The sequence below is a fragment of the Leptolyngbya sp. CCY15150 genome, from assembly GCF_016888135.1.
GTDB lineage: Bacteria > Cyanobacteriota > Cyanobacteriia > RECH01 > RECH01 > RECH01.
Genome location: NZ_JACSWB010000289.1, coordinates 1 through 20,653, shown reverse-complemented (window position 1 = coordinate 20,653; position 20,653 = coordinate 1). Strand labels below are relative to the sequence as shown.

At 54.7% G+C, this 20,653-nt stretch carries 16 protein-coding genes; 4 read left to right on the top strand and 12 right to left on the bottom strand.

Features of this window, described 5'->3' with window-relative positions:
* Position 1: 1 nt before the first annotated feature.
* The gene (locus tag JUJ53_RS22420) at positions 2-697 is read left to right on the top strand and encodes a RibD family protein (RefSeq protein WP_239125296.1); all 696 of its coding nucleotides are present in this window, start codon (positions 2-4) and stop codon (positions 695-697) included.
* A gap of 8 nt (positions 698-705) precedes the next feature.
* Here JUJ53_RS22420 and JUJ53_RS22415 read toward each other — a convergent pair whose 3' ends face one another.
* The 10 genes from JUJ53_RS22415 to glnA all read right to left on the bottom strand — a co-directional run bounded on the left by JUJ53_RS22415 (position 706) and on the right by glnA (position 13,763).
* Positions 706-1,434 carry an HpsJ family protein gene (locus JUJ53_RS22415; RefSeq protein WP_204154279.1) on the bottom strand — a complete coding sequence of 243 codons (729 nt, stop codon included), beginning with the start codon at positions 1,432-1,434 and terminating at the stop codon, positions 706-708.
* A 69-nt stretch (positions 1,435-1,503) separates the two neighbouring features.
* Positions 1,504-2,190: a cyanoexosortase A system-associated protein gene (locus JUJ53_RS22410; protein WP_204154278.1), complete on the bottom strand. Its 687-nt coding sequence runs from the start codon at positions 2,188-2,190 to the stop codon at positions 1,504-1,506.
* Positions 2,190-3,050 carry a cyanoexosortase A gene (gene crtA / locus JUJ53_RS22405; RefSeq protein WP_204154277.1) on the bottom strand — a complete coding sequence of 287 codons (861 nt, stop codon included), beginning with the start codon at positions 3,048-3,050 and terminating at the stop codon, positions 2,190-2,192. Before crtA ends, JUJ53_RS22410 begins: the two co-directional genes overlap by 1 nt.
* A gap of 59 nt (positions 3,051-3,109) precedes the next feature.
* Positions 3,110-4,192: a PEP-CTERM sorting domain-containing protein gene (locus JUJ53_RS22400; protein WP_204154276.1), complete on the bottom strand. Its 1,083-nt coding sequence runs from the start codon at positions 4,190-4,192 to the stop codon at positions 3,110-3,112.
* Positions 4,193-4,610: 418 nt separating this feature from the next.
* Positions 4,611-4,904 (bottom strand): hypothetical protein, encoded by a 294-nt coding sequence (locus JUJ53_RS22395; RefSeq protein ID WP_204154275.1) that lies wholly within the window; start codon positions 4,902-4,904, stop codon positions 4,611-4,613.
* Between the two features lie 193 nt (positions 4,905-5,097).
* Complete coding sequence (locus tag JUJ53_RS22390; protein WP_204154274.1) at positions 5,098-6,723, bottom strand: 2-isopropylmalate synthase; 1,626 nt, start codon at positions 6,721-6,723, stop codon at positions 5,098-5,100.
* A 356-nt stretch (positions 6,724-7,079) separates the two neighbouring features.
* Positions 7,080-7,598, bottom strand: a complete 519-nt coding sequence (locus JUJ53_RS22385) for an NYN domain-containing protein (RefSeq protein WP_204154273.1) — start codon at positions 7,596-7,598, stop codon at positions 7,080-7,082.
* Between the two features lie 655 nt (positions 7,599-8,253).
* Entirely contained in the window at positions 8,254-9,258 is a 1,005-nt protein-coding gene (locus JUJ53_RS22380) for a M20/M25/M40 family metallo-hydrolase (protein ID WP_204154272.1), read from the bottom strand.
* 8 nt (positions 9,259-9,266) lie between these two features.
* Positions 9,267-11,972 carry a DUF3536 domain-containing protein gene (locus JUJ53_RS22375; RefSeq protein ID WP_204154271.1) on the bottom strand — a complete coding sequence of 902 codons (2,706 nt, stop codon included), beginning with the start codon at positions 11,970-11,972 and terminating at the stop codon, positions 9,267-9,269.
* Between the two features lie 369 nt (positions 11,973-12,341).
* On the bottom strand, positions 12,342-13,763 hold the full coding sequence (gene glnA, locus JUJ53_RS22370; protein WP_204154270.1) for a type I glutamate--ammonia ligase: 1,422 nt from the start codon (positions 13,761-13,763) through the stop codon (positions 12,342-12,344).
* A 762-nt stretch (positions 13,764-14,525) separates the two neighbouring features.
* Here glnA and apcB point away from each other — a divergent pair.
* Together apcB and JUJ53_RS22360 are read left to right on the top strand one after the other, a co-directional pair.
* Complete coding sequence (gene apcB / locus JUJ53_RS22365) at positions 14,526-15,035, top strand: allophycocyanin subunit beta (RefSeq protein ID WP_204154269.1); 510 nt, start codon at positions 14,526-14,528, stop codon at positions 15,033-15,035.
* A gap of 395 nt (positions 15,036-15,430) precedes the next feature.
* Positions 15,431-16,927, top strand: a complete 1,497-nt coding sequence (locus JUJ53_RS22360; RefSeq protein ID WP_204154268.1) for a DEAD/DEAH box helicase family protein — start codon at positions 15,431-15,433, stop codon at positions 16,925-16,927.
* Positions 16,928-17,053: 126 nt separating this feature from the next.
* On the opposite strand, the gene JUJ53_RS22355 is transcribed toward JUJ53_RS22360, so the two are convergent.
* Positions 17,054-17,518, bottom strand: a complete 465-nt coding sequence (locus JUJ53_RS22355) for an SRPBCC family protein (protein WP_204154267.1) — start codon at positions 17,516-17,518, stop codon at positions 17,054-17,056.
* A 458-nt stretch (positions 17,519-17,976) separates the two neighbouring features.
* Between JUJ53_RS22355 and JUJ53_RS22350 the strand changes: the two genes are divergently transcribed.
* Positions 17,977-19,554, top strand: a complete 1,578-nt coding sequence (locus JUJ53_RS22350; RefSeq protein WP_204154266.1) for a mechanosensitive ion channel — start codon at positions 17,977-17,979, stop codon at positions 19,552-19,554.
* Positions 19,555-19,697: 143 nt separating this feature from the next.
* Here the strand turns inward: JUJ53_RS22350 and JUJ53_RS22345 are convergent.
* Positions 19,698-20,653, bottom strand: a 956-nt coding sequence (locus JUJ53_RS22345; protein WP_204154265.1) for a M10 family metallopeptidase C-terminal domain-containing protein, incomplete at its 5' end; no start/stop codon positions are given.

Sequence of the window (20,653 nt, the reverse complement as noted above, 5' to 3'; positions counted from 1 at the left end):
ATTGTCTAGGCTGCAAGTCACCGTCGTCCTAGCCATGAGTGCCGACGGAAAAATTGCCGATGACCAGCGATCGCCTGCCCGCTTTGGCTCGGAGCGCGATCGCCTTCATTTGGAAACCCGCTGGGCTGAGGCTGATGCCGTTCTGATCGGTGCAGGCACCCTGCGTTCCTACGGCACCACCTTGCTCGTCAAACAGCCCCATCTGTTGGCCCAGCGGCAGGAGCGGGGGCAGCCGTCTCAACCGGTGCAGATTGTCTGTTCGGCATCGGGACAGTTGAACCCTAGCGATCGCTTCTTCTCCCAGTCGGTAAAGCGCTGGCTGTTGACTAGCGAGCCAGCAGCGGATCAGTGGCGCGATCGCCCTGAGTTTGAGCAGCTCTTCGTCGCCAGTCCTGATCCGGCCACCCCCTTGGATCTTCGGCAAGCGATCGCCTTAATCAGCGCCCAGGGTATTCAGAAACTTGTGGTAGGTGGCGGCGGACAGCTCGTCTCATCTCTCCTCGCCGCCGACCTTGTCGATGATCTTTGGTTAACCGTTTGTCCCCTCTTGCTGGGCGGCCGTTGTGCCCCCACACCCTTAGACGGCAGCGGCTATGCCCAAGCGATCGCTCCTAGGTTGGCCCTGTTATCCGTTGAAGCGATCGCTGACGAGGTATTTCTCCACTACCAGATTAAGCGTGCGTTAGACCAAGGGTAAGGCTCATGCTAGCTACCCTCATGCTTACCTCGGGCCCAAGCTGTCGATCGCCAGATATAAACGAGTAAGACTCCTGAAAGTAAGGCTCCCAGGTTCCACTGCACAGAATTTTTAAAGAGAGATAGCCTTTGGTTAGCCCGCAATTCGTTATAGTCTTCCGTTAGGCTAGCGCGTCCAGCATTAATCTCATCCCGCAGAAGGTCTTTCACCTGATCTGGATTATCTAGATTAACTTCTGCCCCTTGGGATTCCAGAAATGCCAAAATATCTGCGGTGCTAGCCCGGTCTAACTCTGCCTCAAGATTAGCTGCTTCCTCAAGCTGGCGATTGTATTCCGTTGTCGCCGTGACAGCATTTTGCTGATTGATGCGAAATGTGTTCACAATACCCAGGGGCATCATCAGGAAAAATAGCAGACCCAAGACCAGGCATAGCCAGGACAAGGTATGGATGATCGGACGTTCCCAGGGTTTACGAAAACTCATCTCGCCAAAGAAGATCAGCAAGAAGGCTAGCAACAGAACGGGAACTCGCTCCACCAATCCCCCGATCGCCTGAAATTCCCAGGTTGGGTTCATCAAGTTTAGGGGTGTGAGAAATGCAACCCAGCTCAGAAACGCTAGGACTAGCAGACCATAGCCCACCCAGCGAAACGGCGCAATGGACTTGGAGATACTCAGGTTAAACTGCCGCATTCCCTCAATAATTTGAGGTAAATCATCACTAGAATTTGCCATAGATCGTTGAATTGTTGAAGGGAAAAAGATAAACGATTAAGTATAAGCCCATCCTAGACAAGCTCTAGGCTACCGCACTGGATAGTGGACAGCCCACCACCTGTGCCATGACTGCCAGGCTGCTTGAAGCATAGCCTGATCCTGGGGTTGGGTGGTTGGCGATGTTGGGATGGACAACAAAGTCCACAGACAGCGATAGTCTTCGATGCGTCGTTGTCCCATCAACCATTCTAGGATTTGCACAGCAGACAGGCGACTGAGGCGGCGTGTGTCTTGAAACTGCTCAGCCGTGACGGTACTGTCGCCATTGACGGCAATACAGGCCGTGAGGTACAGCCTATCTTGGGAAGGATCCTGGGCGATCGCATATACATTGTCCCCATCCTGATAGGGCTGCAGCGTGAGATCGGCAAGCTGGGGCGAATGGGCGGCTAGGAGCGTGGCCACATCCCCATCCGTTGAGGTTAAATACCAAGCGTCTGCCTTGAGAGAGCGATCGCCCTGGCGATAGTCATACTGGGCAGCAGCCATTAAGAAATCTACATCCGGCAGAGTTGCGCTAGAGGCTGTGGCCTGCCAATGTCCATCAGATCCTGATCCATCAGATCCAGGAACTACATCTGGAAACTCATAGGACGTAGCCGGCACATACTGAGACGCTGGAGCCAGCATCACCCGCCCAAGAACCACCACGGCACTACCGCACAACAGCACGAGTCCAACGGTTCTTAGTGATCGCAGCACCCGCATAGACATCAAAACTGTGTGGGAAGAGATGTATCTGGACGTTCACGACGCAGCAGCAGTAAACAGAATGCGCCAAATAGGATTACAGACGCGATCGCAAAGATCAGCGAGCCGGTGCCTTCATGCCAATAGTCAAAGGCTGGTTTGTTGTTGGCGGCGGCCAAAACGGCCATCAGCGCCACCCGAATCGCGTTGACGACAAAACCCAGGGCGATTGCTACGATGGGCGTCAAAATTTTCTTCGGTCGAGATAGTGGAAACATCATCATAAACACTACCGCCAAGCCCAACAGATAGGTCATCGCTTCTAAGCCAGAACAACCTTCGTAAACTTGAACGGCACCTCCCGGCAAGCGCACAAATACGGTATCACGAGTGACGTCAAAGCCGGTATACCAGAGCAGGAATGCCGAAAACTTAGCGGTCAGGGGAGAAATATCGACGGCTGAAGCGATGAGAACTCTCGGAATGCCCAGAAAGAAGAGGATGGTTAACTCTCGCCAAAACTGCCGTAGACCAGAAAATCCAGCCGCCAGCAACGCTAACCCGACTCCAGCGATAAAGGGCGCAACACGCACAAAATGATTGAACTGCTCAGGCATGGAAAGGCTGTAGGCCAACATCCAGCCTACAAGCCCACCCCCCAACAAGGTAGCGCCTAGGTTGGACTTCAGGCAGAGTTGCCCACAGCGATCTTGGATGAGAGAAGCGATCGCCATGTAAAACAACAGCATCATGCCGACATGATCGGATTCATCCACTCGCCATGTCAGCGTGAGCAAAATAGCCGCAAGGCAGCCTGATAAGCCCATGAGCCAAAACTCAGGCTGCTGGATAGATTTTTGAGATATCCCAGAAAAATGATGCATGGTGCCCCTTGGTGTCAGGGTTTGGATCGTCTCTGTCCAAACCCTACCTTCAACCGAATCTAGGCGTTACGTTGGCGACGCTTGAACCATGCTCCGAAGCCAATCGCTAGCCCCGTACCCAAAAGGGTCATGGGTTCAGGCACTTCTTCAATAGGAGGTTGGCTGACCACGGGGTCTTCAACCACGGGCGGCTCTTCAACGACGGGTTCTTCAACGACGGGTGGTTCTTCGACTACGGGTTCTTCAACGACCGGCGGTTCTTCGACCACGGGTTCTTCAACAACCGGCGGCTCTTCGACTACGGGCTCCTCGATGACCGGCGGTTCTTCGACCACGGGTTCTTCAACGACCGGCGGCTCTTCAACCACGGGTGGTTCTTCAACGATGGGTGGTTCTTCGACGACTGGCGGTTCTTCGACGACTGGCGGCTCTTCGACGACGGGTGGCTCTTCAACCACGGGTGGCTCTTCGACAACTGGCGGTTCTTCAACCACGGGTGGCTCTTCGACAACTGGTGGTTCTTCGACGACTGGCGATGAACCACTCACAAACGAATCACTGCCATCAGGAAAGCCTTGCACATCTAAACCAATTCTCAGAGTGTTGGACTCAAGGGCGACCAACACTGCTGCCAAATCTCCCGTAAAACGAATGCCTAGGGTCTCTCCGCCACTTAATCGGTTAACTGTGTTGCTGGTGTTGACGCCTGCGCTGAAGAAGGTGTTTTCAGCCAGGAAACCAACGCCTGGATCGTCACCCTGAGACAAGTTGCCGGAGGTTGCTTGGAAATTGACAACTCCAACGTTGTTGACGCCAATCACAGGGTCAGAAAGGAGGGGCGATGTGGCGTCTGGGTTGAAGTAGTTGAAGTAAATCTGGCTGACAAAGTAGTTTGCGCTGCTGGGTGGAGCGACTAAGAACCGGAAGAGCACAGTGCCTTCCGAGGATGATGTGACTCGAAAGCGAAATGCATCTGCAAAGGAATCACCGGAGAGATTGCTATCTCCTGTTGGCAGCGTATTTTCAAACTGATAGATATCGGTTGAGCCGGTCACTAGGGTGGCAGCCGTGGCGGGTAGAGCTGTGGCGATCGCTACACTACTCGCAGCCAACAAAGATGGTAGAAATGCTGTGAACTTCATGGTGTCTCCTGAATGCAGTCGGTATCTCAGTGTTTTTTCGCTTAGAGCGTAATGCTTAGCTTGAATATATAGAAGGCTCTTCTTGATCGGATTGCCAGCTATCCTGTCATGCCCTCGGCTACATAGCCTGGGAGTTAAAGCATGACCTCATGGCAATCATGTCTCTTGGTCTATCAACAGCCTGTTAAATTTTTATATTCAGCTCGTTAATGAAGATGGATGGTGAGTTCAGAGCGTCTTCTGCACGACATCTTAGTTGAGCTGTTCAACCTATCATTCTGCGCAAGGATGGGGGCGACGCAGAAATCGTGCCTGACTTCTTCACCATATCAACTTCAATTCTCTGGGTTAAGTCTTTTTTTTAACCTTTAGTGAATTTGGGTGAGAACTTCACTTATGCTTCATAAAACCGAGCCTATCAGCGGCGAATTGAAGCACCACGTAAAATATCTGGAATGTCAACCTCATCATCAAATTCCAGCATGGTTTCCGACAGCGGCAAATACCCAGACTCGCTAAAGCTGATCAGCAGGCGACTTAGGGCTATCCAGACCTCTGCCTCAAACTCCCAATCGCGATCGCGGGGTGCAGTGCCGGCAATGGAGCGGAGCGCCCAAAAGAAAGTATTGCGGACGGTTGATCCCCCTTTTTTGAACTGTGGGACATCATCCTTATGTATTAATAGGAGGCGATCGCTCAGTATTACCCGCATAAATTCAAGTGCTGAATACTACGTACTCTCAAAAGCTTCAGTATTTTTTCTGATTAAAGAATAAGCGCTAAGCACAGCCGGGGACAGAACGGTTTTCTGCCGTGATCAAGCTACCTTCATCAGGATAGAAAACAGCGCAAGCAGACCCCGGGTGGGGTCAGGATCTGCTTGCGTACTCAGCTTAGAGCAATCCCTAGGCTTGGGCAACCGCTGCGGTCACGGGATGCTGGGGATGGAGCGATCGCCCCTGTTCCAGCACAAAAGACAGGCGGTTCAGGGCATTTACGTAGGCATGGGCGGAGGCCACCACAATATCGGTGTTGGCGGAGTGCCCGGAGAAAATCCGATCCTCATGGCGCACTCGCACCGTCACTTCCCCAATGGCATCAATGCCTGCGGTCACCGACTGCACGGAGAACTCAATCAGCTCATTGGGCAGGTCAATGACCCGGTTGATGGCGCGATAGACCGCATCCACGGGCCCTGTACCAATCGCCGCATCGGTGAGTTCTTGACCATCGGGGGTCAATAGGGTGACCGTTGCCGTGGGTTTAGAATGATCGCCGCAGGACACCTGCAGGTGCTCAAGCTGGTAGCGCGCCGGGGTATGTTGAATTTCATCGTTGACGATCGCTTCCAGATCCCAATCGGTGATCTCTTTCTTCTTGTCCGCCAACTCTTTAAAGCGGAGAAAGGCGCGATTGAGTTCCTGATCGCCCAACTCAAAGCCTAGCTCCTTGAGGCGGGTGCGGAAGGCATTGCGTCCGGAATGCTTGCCCAAGACAATTTGGTTATCGGTGAGCCCAATGGACTGGGCATCCATGATTTCGTAGGTGAGCTTATGCTTGAGGACGCCATCTTGGTGAATACCAGACTCATGGGCAAAGGCATTGGCACCCACGATCGCTTTGTTGGGCTGCACAAACATGCCCGTCAAGTTGGAGACCATGCGGGAGGTCTTGTAGATCTGCCGGGTGTCGATGTTGGTGAGGGGTGCTTCCGATTCGGCGGGGCGACCCAAGAAAGGATTGAAGTACTGACGACGCACGTGCAGCGCCATCACCAATTCTTCCAGTGCCGCATTGCCGGCCCGTTCGCCAATGCCGTTGATGGTGCATTCAAGCTGGCGAGCGCCATTCTTCACGGCTTCCAGGAAGTTGGCTACCGCTAAGCCCAAGTCATTGTGACCATGGACGGAAATAATCGCTTGGTCAATGTTGGGCACATGTTCGGTGATGCCGCGAATGATCGCCCCAAATTCGCTAGGCGTTGTATAGCCGACGGTGTCGGGGATATTAATGGTGGTGGCTCCAGCGGCGATCGCCCGTTCCAACACTTGATACAAAAATTCGGGATCAGAGCGACCGGCATCTTCCGGCGAAAATTCCACATCGTCTACAAAGGACTTGGCGAAGCCCACCATCTCTTCAGCGATCGCCAACACCTCGGCGCGGGTCTTGCGCAGCTTATATTCCAAGTGAATATCCGACGTGGCGATGAAAGTGTGAATCCGGGGCTTGGCTGCCGGACTGACGGCATCGGCCGCCGCCTGGATATCTTGCCGGGTGGCGCGGGCTAGTCCGCAGATCGTCGGGCCATCCTCCGTGCCCACCTGCTGGGCAATTTTCTGCACCGCTTCAAAGTCGCCAGGGCTAGCAAAGGGAAATCCGGCTTCAATCACGTCTACACCCAGTCGTGCCAGTTGCCGAGCGATCGCTAGCTTTTCTTCGACGTTCAGCGTTGCACCGGGTGATTGTTCACCATCGCGAAGCGTCGTATCGAAAATGATAATGCGGTCGGGCTGAGACTGGGTGTTCATGGGTGATTCACTAAGTATTCAAAACTTGGACAATAGCAGTCATGGACATTATGTTGCGAACGATCAAGGCTCTTCTCCGCTGATCATAGGTGGTCGTTAGACCTTTCACGGTAGACGGACATGCCTTGATTAACATGGTCTACCGCAAGTTGATAGACCAACTACAACCTATTCTAAGCCTTCAGTTTCCGATCGAGGTATTCCAAGGTCGAGAGCCTAAGAGGCTAGGCCCCTCACCTGTCTCACCTCCATGCTTCTGCCCACAAGGTAGAGGGATGGAGATAGGGCTCCCCTTCTCCCATGCTAGGCGTCAGGGGTTGGAGATGAGGGGCTGTTGATAGGATGCCAGCGATGGGTTAACCGTCTACCTTCTCAATTTGGGGGCGGATGTCATTGAGGTCAATATAGCGATCGGTGGCGTTGCGCAGTTCCCGAGCAATCATGCCTTCTGTAGACACCACCGTGATGTGGGTATTCTTGGAGCGCAGCAGTTCAATCGCCCGCTCAAAATCGCCATCACCGCTAAACAAAATGACGCAATCGTACTGATCCACCGTGTTGAACATATCCACGACGATCTCAATATCAAGATTGGCCTTTTGGGAATAGCGCCCCGAGGTATCGTCATAATATTCTTTCAGGATCTTGGTGCGCACCGTATAGCCTAGGCTAATCAACGCATCCCGAAAGCCCCGCTGGTCTTGGGCATCCTTGAGCCCGGTATACCAAAAGGCATTGATCAGGCGCACATCGGAAGGATTAGTAAAATACTCTAGAACCCGTTTGGGGTCAAAGAACCAGCCATTTTTTTGCTGGGCATAGAACATATTGTTCCCGTCTACAAAGATAGAAAGACGGTTTGTAAGACTAGCCATAAAGGTCAAACGTAATAAGTGGACTTAATCTGATGTCATGGACTCAGGCGTTGAACAGGGGATAGCAAACGGGGCAAATCCTTGAGCAAGCCTGGCTTCTGGGCGATCGCGCCCGTTGATCATCACCGATGTCCCATGCTCCATGGACTGCTGTCATAGGGAGACCTACGTCAACCCTACGTCAATCCCTAACGTGGCTTGGTCGTGCGATTGGTTTTCGCCGATCACGAGCGATCGCCGCCAGCATCTTAGACGAAGGCCGTCTGTGAAACCTAAGCGTGCCGTGGGTTCAAACAACCACCGATGCTTTGAATAAACGCTAGAGCTAAGTCAATCTCAATAGAATGGCTTTAGATGGGGTTTGTGTTCAACAGGTGACGTTGATAGAGCCAAGCTGACTCAGGATGTGAAGCAGCCTAGGAGCATCAACGGTTTAGTCAATGATCCCAACCGAGCTACCATAACAGCATTTGCATAACGATTTGATTGACGGTGTGCCTCTCCATGAACCTAACGGATCATGTTGGAGACACGACGCTAGTTTAATTATAGGAAATCCACCTTCAGGCCAGATCCCAGACTTGCAGGTTTTTGTCCCATAGTCCATGGCGATCGCTGACAATTGCCACTGTTCCCACGATCGCTCTAGGGTTACCTACAGGGGTTCATCTGTCGTACTTGTCGCCGTCATCAAGGTGGCGATCGCGTCCCAAACTCGCTGGGCCGATGCGGTGAAAAAGTCGCGATCTAGGGTTTCGGGGCGATCGCTAACCTGGTGATAGTGGGGATTGCGAAAGTTGGCGGTGTCGGTCACCAAAACTGCGCCGATGCCCTGTTCCCAAAAAGCGGCATGGTCACTGCGGGCTACGTCGGGCAGCAGGGTACTCTCCGCTGGCACCAGCAGGCTGAGAATAGGCGGGGTGCGATCGCTGTCTGCGGGGGCAAAGGCCTGCACTAGGTCTGGATGGGGGCGATCGCCAATCACCGCGAGAAAGTCGCCGCGATCGCTCACCGGGTTCAGGGGTAATTGACCAGGATAGGTTTGGCAGCCGGGACGATGGCAAGCATAGCCGACCATATCCAAGATGATCGCGCCTTGGAGTTTTTGGAGCTGGTCTGTATCCGCAGCCAAGGCGCGGCTGCCCAGCAATCCCGTTTCTTCTTGATCAAAAATAGCCAGGGTCAGCGATCGCTCGGTCTGAATGTTTCCCGTACTCAGCAAGCGAGCCACTTCTAGGACAACGGCTAACGCACTGGCATTGTCATCTGCGCCGGGAGACTGGGCAACCGTGTCGTAGTGGGCCCCCAAGAGCAAGCGATCGCTCCCTGGTGAGGATGAACCGAGATGGGCCACTAGGTTGACACCCTCGGCAAAGGGCAACCGCTGGGTCTGCCATCCTGATTCCGTGAGCGACTGCTCTAGATAATCGAGGGCTTGCAGGCGATCGCCCTCTTCTACCCGAGGAAAGGACAGGGCAGCAACATCCGCCATGAGCCGCTCAGGATCAACATGCCTTAGCGCTAGGCTTGGGACTGCGCTCACGTGCTCCGCCATAGAATCCTGGGCTATCAGCCGATCATCCAAAAGCCGATGGCCACCCAAGATACCAAGGACGACGCCCAGCACCAGCAGCAGGGCCAACCAACGTTTCTGACGCATTATGTCTCCTAACCCACCTCAGGATCCACTATCCGTCCTTGGGATAGCTGTTCTACCTCCACATGATCCTGAAAGGCGATGCTCTCCAGTTGGTCAATATGCTCTAGCCAAAAGGGGACGTCAATGGCCAGGGTTCTCCCCAGCTCCAACAGGCGGCCAATGTGGGCCAATGACCAAGCTGGCAGGGGATGGGGCGGCTCTAGACCGGCCTGTCGCCATTGCTTGAGTTGGGGCAAGAGTTGGGTGTTAAAGCTCTTCAGGTATAGCTCCTGGGCCCGATCTAGGGATAGGCCTAGATGGAGGCGATCGCCCACTTGAATCAGGTGCTCTAGCCAAGGAATCATCTCGTCTGCCACATCCGCCTCGGCGCTATGGAACAGATGCCAAAGGGTGCGGATCACCAGTTGTTCAATCACCTGCTTGGCCTGGGGAAGGCGTAGATCGCAGCGGAAGGAGTTGGCCTCGGTGGCGATCGCGTCCAAATCTGCTACGTAGCCGAGGCATTGCTGCAGGTTGAGATGGGAGAAGTCGCCCGTATCTCGCTCTAGCGATCGCACCGCGCCCATAGCCCGATGGGTGATGGCAATTTCCGCCGCCACTTTTAGCTCTTGGGGTGGATCCAGCTCATCTCGCTGGAAGGCCATCAGGACGCCATAGTTATCGCGGTAGACCTGGGTATAGAGCTGATCCAATCGGGTCAGGGTTTCCTGGGTCAGCAGCCGCATGATCCGATGGCGTTCTTCTGCGAAGAGGGTTTGTAAGCTGTAGGACTGATCGCCAAAGGCCCGGCTCATGGCTAGAATCACATGGGCGGCGCTGGCCTGCTGCAGGGAGTCGAAAATATCCTGCTTCATCTGGCTATAGAGCCGTCGTCCGGGAAAGGTTTGGATGCAGCAATGGAAGTCCCAACCGCCCAAATGCAGCACCGCCAGCATCAGGTCAGCGCGTTCCTGGGTGATATCTGAGGTCAGCACCACTTGCCCCACCGCTAAGGTCAGCGCGCCAATCCGCTGCAGTTGGTAATCCACCTGATGGGCGGTATAGCAATAGATGCGCTGTTGCTTGGCATAGGCGGTGAACAGGGAGCTAATGGCATAGTGGGCTGCCACCTGGTTGTGGGTAATCTGGGACGACACCACCAACTGATGGTACAGGTCTGCTCCATCCTGGTAAGTCTCCACATTGCTGGGAGCCGCCGACAAACGCCGCAAAAATTCTGGCTCAAGCTGAATGCCGGTGACATCCGCCGCTAGCTCAATGGCGCGGGCGGCATAGCGAAGAATCTGGACGCCCTCAGGGCGGGAAATTTCTTCAAAAAACCAGCCGCAACTGGTGTACATCAATAGGGAATGGCGCTGCATTTCCAGCAAGCGCAGGGCGTCTACCCGTTCGGCTTCGGTGAGGGGATGGTCTTGGTGTGCGGCAAAAAATTCGGCGATGTTTTCGGGGGTGCGATCGCGAATTACCTGAATGTAGTTATCCCGAGCGCTCCAGGGATCGCCAAAAAGCTGAGCACCCACTTCTTCGTAGATGGTCACGAGGCGATCGCGCAACCAATCGAGGGAATCCCGCAGCGGTCGCCGCCATTTTTGGTGCCACAGGCCACCACCACCACAGCCGCAGTCATCCTGCCAGCGATCGATCCCATGGGAACAGCTCCAGGCCGTCACCGGCTTGAGTTCTACTTCCCAGGTGGGCGGACAAATGCTCAGGTAATGGGCATAGTTGGTCACCGTCCAGCCTCGACGGGGAAACTCCACCGCCACGGCATAGGCCACGGCTTTTTCGCGTCCAGCTTTATGGTGCCCGAAGGTTTCACCATCGGTGGCGGCGGAAATGAGCTGGGAGGCGCGATCGCCCCGGACGGCCTGACCAATCCGACCGGCAAAATGCTGGGAACTGCTCAAGACTTCGTTAAAGCCCATATCGCGGGAGATGGGGCCGTCGTAGAAAAAGATATCGAGGTAATCCCGTTGGCGATCGCCCCCTGGCACAAAGCAGCGATAGGGCTGGGTGGGATCGATCTGACTGCCGCCCACTTCTCGCCAGTCGGCATGGGCCGCTTCGTTGTCATGGGGAATCAGCCGACAGCGCTGGGCCTGGGAGGGAGCTAGGACAATGAAGCGAATGCCCTCCGCCACCAACGCCTTCACCGTATCAGCATCCACGGCCGTTTCCGCCAGCCACATGCCCTCCGGGTCACGCCCAAAGCGAGAGTAGAAATCTGCCTTGCCCCAGCGAATTTGCGTATGTTTATCCCGCTCGTTGGCCAGGGGCAAAATGATGTGGTTATACACCTGGGCAATGGCGTTACCGTGACCCTGGAGGCGATCGCAGCTTTGGCGATCGGCAGCCAGAATGCGCTGGTAGGTTTCCACATCATGGCGCTCTAGCCAGCTCATCAGCGTGGGGCCAATGTTGAAGCTGATGTATTCAAAATTGTTCACCAGCCCCACCAGTTCGCCCTGGTCGTTCAAAATCCGCGCAAAGGCGTTGGGGCGGTAGCATTCATGATGGATGCGCTCATTCCAGTCGTGGAAGGGTGCGGCGCTGGGCTGGCGCTCAATTGCATCTAGGTAGGGATTTTCCCGAGGCGGCTGATAAAAGTGACCATGAACCGTCACATACACACCCATCGCCACGCGCAGCGGATCGGGATGGGTATCAGCGTTCACCTCAGCCGAGGCGGAAGAATGGGGGAAATGAGTCACCATAAAAGCATATCCAAGGCAAACGTCTTTATAACTCTCTGGGCAGCGGCACGATGCGAATGTTGCGCGCAACTGAACGATGAGCCTTGCCTAAGCGTCGTTCTAGCAACAGGGTCGAGACTCGTCAGGGCAACGGGTCGTAAACTTGAGCGTTCAATCGCTGGGCACATCCCACCCAGGGGACGGCACCACACCTATAGGCTATCCTAGGGGGCGATCGCCCAGATGTGACCCGAACCTCAGACAATTTACAGGATTGCCCCCAGCACCCAGACACCTGCATCAAAAAATCGGGGATGGCTCAGACCGTCCTGAACCCTCCCCGATGTCAATGCTAACCCGTGAATTTTCCTAGACGTTAACGAGTCTGGTCTATACGTCGTAGTAGAGCGCGAACTCGTAGGGGTGGGGACGGAGACGCATCGGGTTCACGTCGTTGTCGAGCTTGTATTCAATCCAGTTGGTGATGAAGTCTTCGGTGAAGACGCCACCCACGGTGAGGAATTCGTGATCCGCTTCCAGAGCCTTGAGGGCATCGAGCAGCGAGCCAGGGGTGGAAGGAATCTTAGCTAGCTCTTCAGGGCTGAGGTCGTAGATGTCCACATCCAACGGATCGCCAGGATCAATTTGGTTCTTGATGCCGTCAATCCCTGCACAGAGCATGGCAGCAAAGGCCAGGTAGGGGTTGGAGGTGGCATCGGGACAGCGGAACTCTAGACGCTTAGCCTTGGGGCTATCACCCGCCAGGGGAATCCGCACGGACGCCGAGCGGTTGCCTTGGGAGTAGGCCAGGTTCACTGGCGCTTCAAAACCAGGCACCAAGCGCTTGTAGGAGTTGGTGGTGGGGTTGGTGAAGGCTAGCAGCGCTGGAGCGTGCTTGAGAATACCGCCGATGTAGTACAGGGCCATTTGGCTCAGCCCGGCGTATTGGTCACCGGCAAACAGCGGCTGCCCATCATTCCAGATCGACTGGTGGGTGTGCATCCCGGAACCGTTGTCGTTAAACAAGGGCTTGGGCATGAAGGTGACCGTCTTGCCATACTTACGACCCACATTCTTGATGCAGTACTTGTAGGTCATCAAGTAGTCGGCGGCTTGGATCAACTCAGCAAAGCGGAACCCTAGTTCACACTGACCACCGGTTGCCACTTCGTGGTGGTGCTTTTCAATGGGGACACCGCAGTCTGCCATGGTCAGCAGCATTTCGGTACGAATGTCCTGCAGGGTGTCGGTGGGAGCTACGGGGAAGTAGCCTTCTTTGTAGCGAGGCTTGTAGCCCAGGTTGCCGCCGGGCTCTTCCTTGCCGGAGTTCCAACGTCCTTCCACGCTGTCTACGTAGTAGTAGCTGGAGTTTTCGGTTTGGTCGAAGCGCACATCTTCAAACACGAAGAACTCAGCTTCAGGGCCAAAGTAGGCGGTGTCGCCTAGCCCAGTAGATTTTAGGTAATCAACCGCCTTGTAGGCGATCGCTCTGGGGCAGCGCTCGTAGAGTTCGCCGGTGCGGGGCTCTTTGATGGTGCAGATCAAGCTTAGGGTAGGCTCTGCCATGAAGGGATCTACCCAGGCAGAATCTGGGTCGGGCACCATCATCATGTCCGACTCGTTGATTGCCTTCCAGCCCCGGATACTCGACCCATCAAATGGCACACCATCTACAAAGCTGCTTTCATCAATCTGGTCATAGTACAGCGTGAGATGTTGCCAGATCCCTGGCATGTCAATGAACTTCAGATCGACCATCTTGATCTTGTCAGGGCCGAGCATGTTCAAGACATCTTGTGCAGTTTTGGTCATGAATTACTCCTTAGTTTCCAGGCTGCGGTTGCAGAACAAACAACGTGTGAGGGACAACAAACTAGCGGATTGGGAACTCGGTCACGGAGGGCTAGACCACCACCCAGTTGAAGATTCGCCTAGACTTGGCGATCGCCCAGTGAACCAAATTAACAGATGCCGTTGAGGAGCGATCGCCCCTCTGACCGTCCCTTCAAAGAGGCTTTCTCAAGCACGTTCATTGAGAGAGCTATGGGGATTAGGCCAGGGAAGATGCTTTTATACCTGAATCATCCTAGAAATTGGGTTGACCACGTTTTGTATCAAGTACTACAAAACCTCGATGTCGGCTGATAATTTGGGGTGGAATTCTGTGGAATTCTTAAGGTTCACCCTAAAGATTCATGGCCTCGTGATCGCCCCTCGGTCTCAGAATCGTGCCGACTCCTGTCTGGGCTCAATCGGCGTCAACTGCCCCGATAGCAGCAACTCGCTGGACAATCGGCTGCCGCTATTGACCCAGTCCATACAAAACTTAACAATCCTCAAGGGCTGAAGGCTAGGCTGAATCCCGATTACAGCCAACCTCGCATGATACACTTATGTCTGAAATTCATTCCTTATTGTGAGCGAGACGGCAGCCTTAGGGGAGCGATCGCTATGTCATGAGGGGCTAGGCTGTCTAGATTGGCTCCATTGCCCCCTTAGAGGTGTTCCTCAGTTTTGTGAGAGCGCCGCGACCTATAGTAAACATTTGTTAGGAATTGTTGGGAGACAAACTTCATGCGGGACGCAGTCACGAGCCTAATTCAAAACTACGACGTCACTGGCCGATACTTTGACCGCGATGCTCTCGATACCCTAAAGTCCTACTTTGAGTCTGGGGTGTCCCGAGTTCAGGCAGCAGCCATTATTAACGCCAATTCATCCAACGTGGTCAAGCGCGCTGGGTCTACTCTCTTTGAGCAGGTTCCTGAGCTGATCCGCCCAGGCGGCAATGCTTATACCACCCGTCGCTATGCCGCTTGCCTGCGGGATATGGACTACTACCTGCGCTATGCCACCTATGCTTTAGTGGCTGGCAACACGGATGTATTAGATGAGCGGGTCTTGCAAGGGCTGCGCGAAACCTACAACTCGCTGAGCGTGCCCATCGGCCCTACCGTCATGGGTATTCAAATCATGAAAGCCATGGTGAAAGAGATGTTGGCTGATGCGGGGATTGAAAATACGGCGTTCGTAGACCAACCCTTCGACCACATGACCCGTGAACTTAGCGAAGTCAATATCTAAGCGATCGCCTCTTCTGATAAAGATCAATCAGTTATAGATCACTCAGGTCACTCAGGACAGGCACGATTGGACGCAGCGGTGATTCCTATGGGCATCTCCTAGCCTCCTTATGTAGAAAAGCATCAGAGTCACAATCTGCCTGGCCTAGCGGTTTACCTGAACAACCTCAATCCCCTTGATGTCTAAAGCTAGGTCATCGAGGGGATTCTCATAGGGCGATCGCCATCGACAGGCTCAGTCCCAGTGGGATGCGTTGGGCGTAGACGTAATGCGTCAAACCCTCATGAGACGATGCGTTACAGGAGAATGCCCACTTACAGGACGATAGCTCTAACTAACCGACGCAGGCCAGAGCGCGCTAGAGTTCCAATAGTTCAAGGTTTCTGTTAGGCACCATGGCGCGCACCCCCACCCTCACCTTCGATCGCGGTACGCTCATTCTTCACCCGCCGCCCCGAGGCAAAGCCTGGGTCGATCACGCCGTTTGGGATGATCGCATCGAGCGGTTTCGCATTCCAGCGCTGCACTATCGTCCCCTCATCGAAACCCTGCAGGCCGATGGAGCCACCATTGACGATCGCGCCCGTGGATTCGATCGCCTTGATCTCACGCCTGCCGTCAGCCTTACGCCCTATCCCCATCAGCAGGAAGCGCTCCAAGCCTGGATGAGCCAGGGACGGCGGGGAGTTGTCGTTCTACCCACCGCCGCCGGCAAAACCTACCTGGCCCAACTGGCCATGCAGGCCACGCCGCGCAGCACCTTGATCACCGTACCCACCCTAGATTTGATGCATCAGTGGTATGCCCACCTGACGGCAGCCTTTCCCGATGTGGAGGTGGGTCTACTCGGCGGTGGTTCCCGCGATCGCTCTCCTATTTTGGTGTCCACCTACGACAGCGCCGCGATCCATGCAGAACGGTTGGGCAATCAATACGGTCTGTTGATCTGCGATGAATGCCATCATCTGCCCAGCGACTTTAACCGAGTGATCGCCGAATATGCGATCGCTCCCTATCGATTAGGCCTGACGGCTACCCCCGATCGCAGCGATGGCCGCCATACGGATTTAGACGATCTGCTCGGGCCCGTCGTCTACCTGCGTACCCCCGATGATCTGGCCGGGCACTCCCTATCCCACCATGAGGTGGTGCAGATTAAAGTAGCCCTGTCTGCCCAGGAACGCGATCGCTATGATCAGTTGATTCAGCGCCGCAATAAATTTTTACAACAGGAAAATATTTGGCTTGGCAGCCTCCAGGGCTGGCAGCGGTTTGTTCAAGCTAGCGCTCGTTCCAAAGCTGGCCGACGAGCTATGCTGGCCCATCGAGAATCGAAAGCGATCGCCCTAGGCACGGAAGGGAAATTGCGGGTGCTCAACGATTTGCTAGCGCAGCACTATCCAGCTCAGACCCTGATTTTCACCAATGACAACGCCACCGTCTATCGCATTTCCCAAGACTTCTTGATCCCCGCCCTCACCCATCAAACCCCAGTCAAAGAACGCCACGATAGTTTGCAGCGCTTTCGAGAGGGGCAGTACCGCATCTTGGTCGCGTCCCATGTGCTCAACGAAGGCGTGGATGTGCCGGAGGCTAGCATCGCCATCCTGCTCTCGGGCACGGGTTCGAGTCGAGAATATATTCAGCGGCTCGGGCGGATTTTGCGCCGCAGTGATGGACAGAAACACGCTATTCTCTACGAGGTGATTGCGGAAGAAACAGCGGAGGAAGGGGTTTCCAAGCGACGACATATGCAGTCGAAGGCCCGGCCGGCCCAGCTTGAGCTTGTCCCCGATCCCTATGCCACAGATACTGCCATCGATGCCCCGAGCCGTCGCGCGGCAGAGGCTGGAGCTGAATGGCAGATGCCGGACGAGGAACCGCCTTTTTAGTCAGGATTGAGGGTTGAGCAGCGTTTGTCCTAGATCGTTCATCCCAGAGAATACTGGTCTGGTTAATAGACAAACTTTATGACCCTCACCCCCAACCCCTCCCCCGAGGGCGAAGGGAGTTGATCCCTAGCGTGCCGTCTGTTGGTAAACCTCCTCCGCCACCCGCTTCAACCGCCGCAATTGGGCTTTCATGTCCGCTTTCGTCCAATCCGCCGCGAAGGTGTTGAATCCATAGCGGACTAAACCATTGGGGATCACAAACTCAAACCGATTCAGCAAACGGGTGCCCACCTCACTGGGACAGCATTCCCAGCGATCGCGTCCCTTGAAAAATCCCTCAAACTGCCACACCACAAGCCCTGGCTCCCGCTCCACCACCACGCTCTGTAGAGCAGGCATCAGCAAGGGAACTTGAATGACAAAACGGCTGCGACTGCCGACCTCTGTTCGCCAATCGCCCACCGGCTCGCAGCGCAGGGCAGGGTTGAGCCAGCGGTGCATGAGCCCTAGGTCTGTAAAGCATTGCTCCACGGACGTAGCGCTCGCCTGGATATCGATACTCTGTTCAAAAATTTGATACTGCTCTGCCATGTCCAACGACATTATGCCTAATTACCCTTGAGATGCTGGTCATCCTCACCCAAGTCAGGAATCTACCGATGTAGGGTAGATAATTCCCCGAAGACAGGGTATAAATTACCCGTGAAGATTTAGTGTCTTTGCCTAGATCTATCCTAAAAGCTAGCACCAAGAGTTTCGACCTTTTTCAAGATGGCAATCACATCATTGGTGCGATCGCCAAGAGCTGGCATGACGTTGAGCCATCGCGTCTACTAGCCAACTAGGATCCTGAGTTCCTCGCCCGTTCCCAGACTAGATGTCTGGTCTAGCTTGCCGTTCATAAAGTTGCTAGACCGGCTAGGCCTAAATCTTCAGCGATTCGTTATTATTCGCTCACTCGCCTTCTGTACTTCATGTCGGTTGTATGGGTTGGTCAGGGTGAGAGCCAGTATTTTAGAAGTGCGTTGGAGAGTCTTTAGTTAAGCATTATGAATGGATTCCTTGAAACCCTTGGATCGCAGCTTGGGGGCTTCCTACCTAGCCTCATGGGTGCGATCGCTATTTTGGTGGTGGGGTGGATTATTGCCACTGCCATTGCCGCTGCTACTCGCGGCATCCTAGGCCGTACCGATATCGATAACCGCATTGCGGGCTGGGTCATGGGCGATCGCCCCGATGGCACCAAGCTACCCACAGAAAAGTGGATCTCAACCGCGATCTACTGGATTGTGATGGCCTTCGTCATCGTGGCCTTTTTGCAGGCGCTGAGACTAGATGTCGTGTCTCAGCCGCTGAATAATTTCCTAGATCAGATCTTCAGCTATCTGCCTAAGATTGGCGGCGCTGCCATTCTACTAGGAGTTGCATGGCTGTTGGCAACGATCGTCCGCTTGTTTGTCCTCCGCGGCCTGCAGCGATTTCGTCTCGATGATCAGCTTGCCGAACAAACGGGAACAGAAGTCAGTGAATCACCGATTGTGCTCAACGAAACGTTGGCCAATGCGCTGTACTGGTTTGTTTTCCTATTTTTCCTACCCCTCGTTCTAGATGTTTTGGATCTGCAAGGGCCCCTCGCCCCAGTCCAAAATCTTCTGGATCAAATCCTGTCTGCCCTGCCCAAGATTTTGACCGCTGTCATTATTGGGGCTGTGGGTTGGCTGATTGCCCGCATCGTGCGCGGCATTGTCACCAATCTTCTCAGCGCCACGGGGATCGATCGCCTGGGTACCCGTATGGGCTTGACGGAAGCAGCCGGAACGCTGTCTCTCTCTAGCTTGGTCGGCACCGTCACCTATGTTTTAGTGTTGATCCCTACGGCAGTTGCCGCCTTGCGGGCCTTAGAAATCAGCGCTATTTCTGACCCAGCCGTGGCCATGCTGGATCAAATCTTGGCGGCCATGCCGAAGATTTTCACTGCCGCCATCATTATGGTGGTGTTTTATGTGATCGGTCGATTTGTCGCCGATCTCGCCTCCAGTCTTTTGGCAGGGGTTGGGTTCAACAATGTCTTAACCTGGCTGGGCCTACCCAGATCCCTCTCTACTCCGCCATCGGATGTCCCCGGTGCAGCTCCTGCGCCTGGAGAAACACCAACAATGCTCCAAGAAGAAACCATTCCATACCGCACGCCCTCTGAAATTGTGGGTCTGCTGGTGTTGATTGGCATTCTGCTCATTGGTGCTGTGGCTGCTACGGAGGTGCTCCAGTTCCAACAACTGACTGTGTTGGTGCAGGGTATCCTCACCGTCTCCGGGCAAGTCTTAGTGGGCATTGCGGTGTTCGGCGTTGGTCTATACCTTGCGAACATTGCCTTCAGTTTGATCGTCAGCTCTGGTGGCCGTCAATCTCGGATTGTGGGTCAAACGGCACGAATTTCCATCATTGTGCTGGTGTCGGCTATGGCACTTCAGCAGATGGGCATTGCCACCAATATCGTCAACTTAGCCTTCGGTTTACTCCTAGGCGCGATCGCTGTGGCTATTGCCATCGCCTTTGGTCTAGGTGGCCGCGATATTGCTGCCGAGCAAATGCGTCAATGGCTATCGTCCTTCCGGGATAATGGCTAAACCTAGGGCGATCGCTTCCTAGGTGTGCGACTAGACTGACTGACATTTAAAAACGAGCACGGGTATATCACCCATGCTCGTTTTTTATGGCTCAAAGGGGCAGACCGCCGGAGCGCTCGACCGTTCTACTGGAAGCCGTGCCGTCAAAGGAGGAAATCGCGACGAGCAGATATCTCGCTACGGTCAATGCCTCTCAACACGGCCAGGTTATTTCCGTTGACACTAATCACCGTCGAGCGATTTAACCCCAGGCCAATCGAAGGGCCAATGGTCAGGTCGCGGTAGCGGATGCCTAGCCTGCGCAGATCAATCCGATCGTGACCGGGCTTGAAGTCCTGAATGACATCTACCCCATGAAGAACATCTTCAAAGATAAAGGTGTTTTTGCCTGTACCGCCGATGAGGGTATCGTTGCCCGGCCCGCCAATCAAGACATCGTTGCCGCCACCACCGTCTAAGATATCGTCGCCTGAGCCGCCGATTAAGCGATCGTTACAGGCACCGCCCACGAGGCGATCGTCGCCGCCACGGCCAATGAGCGTATCGCGAGCAGCCCCCCCGCGCAACACGTTGTCTTGATCGTCTCCCACGAGGCGATCGCCCAGGGGGCAACGGGGGCCAACCGGCGGCCGTGGATCATCGTTTACAATCACCAACCGCGTCCAGCGCTGTGGCCCACCTCGCCCACCTTGATTGAAGTTAGATAGGGTTAGACGCGCTACTTCATGGGGTTCAAAGGTGCGATCGCCCAAGATCGCGATCGGCACCCGTTTGATTTCTTCTCCTGGTCTAAAGCGCACTCGAATCGGCCCTGCCAAGAGATCCTGCCCCGGCGTGGCGGGATTGCGAGTCACACCTCGGATGTTCACCGAAACGGCTGAACCAATGTCAAGGTTGCCCGTACGCCGGATTTCCACCTCACTGATGCGCCGGCGGCTATCGCCTTCCCGAATTCGGTAGCGCTGAGCCGTGAAGTTGTAGATAGGCACTCCGCCCGGCGGCGGTTCAACCGATGAGTTGTCGAGGATGACCAAATTGGCCGTACCGCGATCGCCCGCGATGCCATTACGGTCGAAATTGGTGAAGGAGAGCCGCACCT

Bases quoted from the DNA above. Each gene is read 5' to 3' on its own strand.
- JUJ53_RS22415 (WP_204154279.1), bottom strand. From the start codon at position 1,434: ATGGCAAATTCTAGTGATGATTTACCTCAAATTATTGAGGGAATGCGG.
- JUJ53_RS22410 (WP_204154278.1), bottom strand. From the start codon at position 2,190: ATGTCTATGCGGGTGCTGCGATCACTAAGAACCGTTGGACTCGTGCTG.
- crtA (WP_204154277.1), bottom strand. From the start codon at position 3,050: ATGCATCATTTTTCTGGGATATCTCAAAAATCTATCCAGCAGCCTGAG.
- JUJ53_RS22400 (WP_204154276.1), bottom strand. From the start codon at position 4,192: ATGAAGTTCACAGCATTTCTACCATCTTTGTTGGCTGCGAGTAGTGTA.
- JUJ53_RS22395 (WP_204154275.1), bottom strand. From the start codon at position 4,904: ATGCGGGTAATACTGAGCGATCGCCTCCTATTAATACATAAGGATGAT.
- JUJ53_RS22390 (WP_204154274.1), bottom strand. From the start codon at position 6,723: ATGAACACCCAGTCTCAGCCCGACCGCATTATCATTTTCGATACGACG.
- JUJ53_RS22385 (WP_204154273.1), bottom strand. From the start codon at position 7,598: ATGGCTAGTCTTACAAACCGTCTTTCTATCTTTGTAGACGGGAACAAT.
- JUJ53_RS22380 (WP_204154272.1), bottom strand. From the start codon at position 9,258: ATGCGTCAGAAACGTTGGTTGGCCCTGCTGCTGGTGCTGGGCGTCGTC.
- JUJ53_RS22375 (WP_204154271.1), bottom strand. From the start codon at position 11,972: ATGGTGACTCATTTCCCCCATTCTTCCGCCTCGGCTGAGGTGAACGCT.
- glnA (WP_204154270.1), bottom strand. From the start codon at position 13,763: ATGACCAAAACTGCACAAGATGTCTTGAACATGCTCGGCCCTGACAAG.
- apcB (WP_204154269.1), top strand. From the start codon at position 14,526: ATGCGGGACGCAGTCACGAGCCTAATTCAAAACTACGACGTCACTGGC.
- JUJ53_RS22360 (WP_204154268.1), top strand. From the start codon at position 15,431: ATGGCGCGCACCCCCACCCTCACCTTCGATCGCGGTACGCTCATTCTT.
- JUJ53_RS22355 (WP_204154267.1), bottom strand. From the start codon at position 17,518: ATGGCAGAGCAGTATCAAATTTTTGAACAGAGTATCGATATCCAGGCG.
- JUJ53_RS22350 (WP_204154266.1), top strand. From the start codon at position 17,977: ATGAATGGATTCCTTGAAACCCTTGGATCGCAGCTTGGGGGCTTCCTA.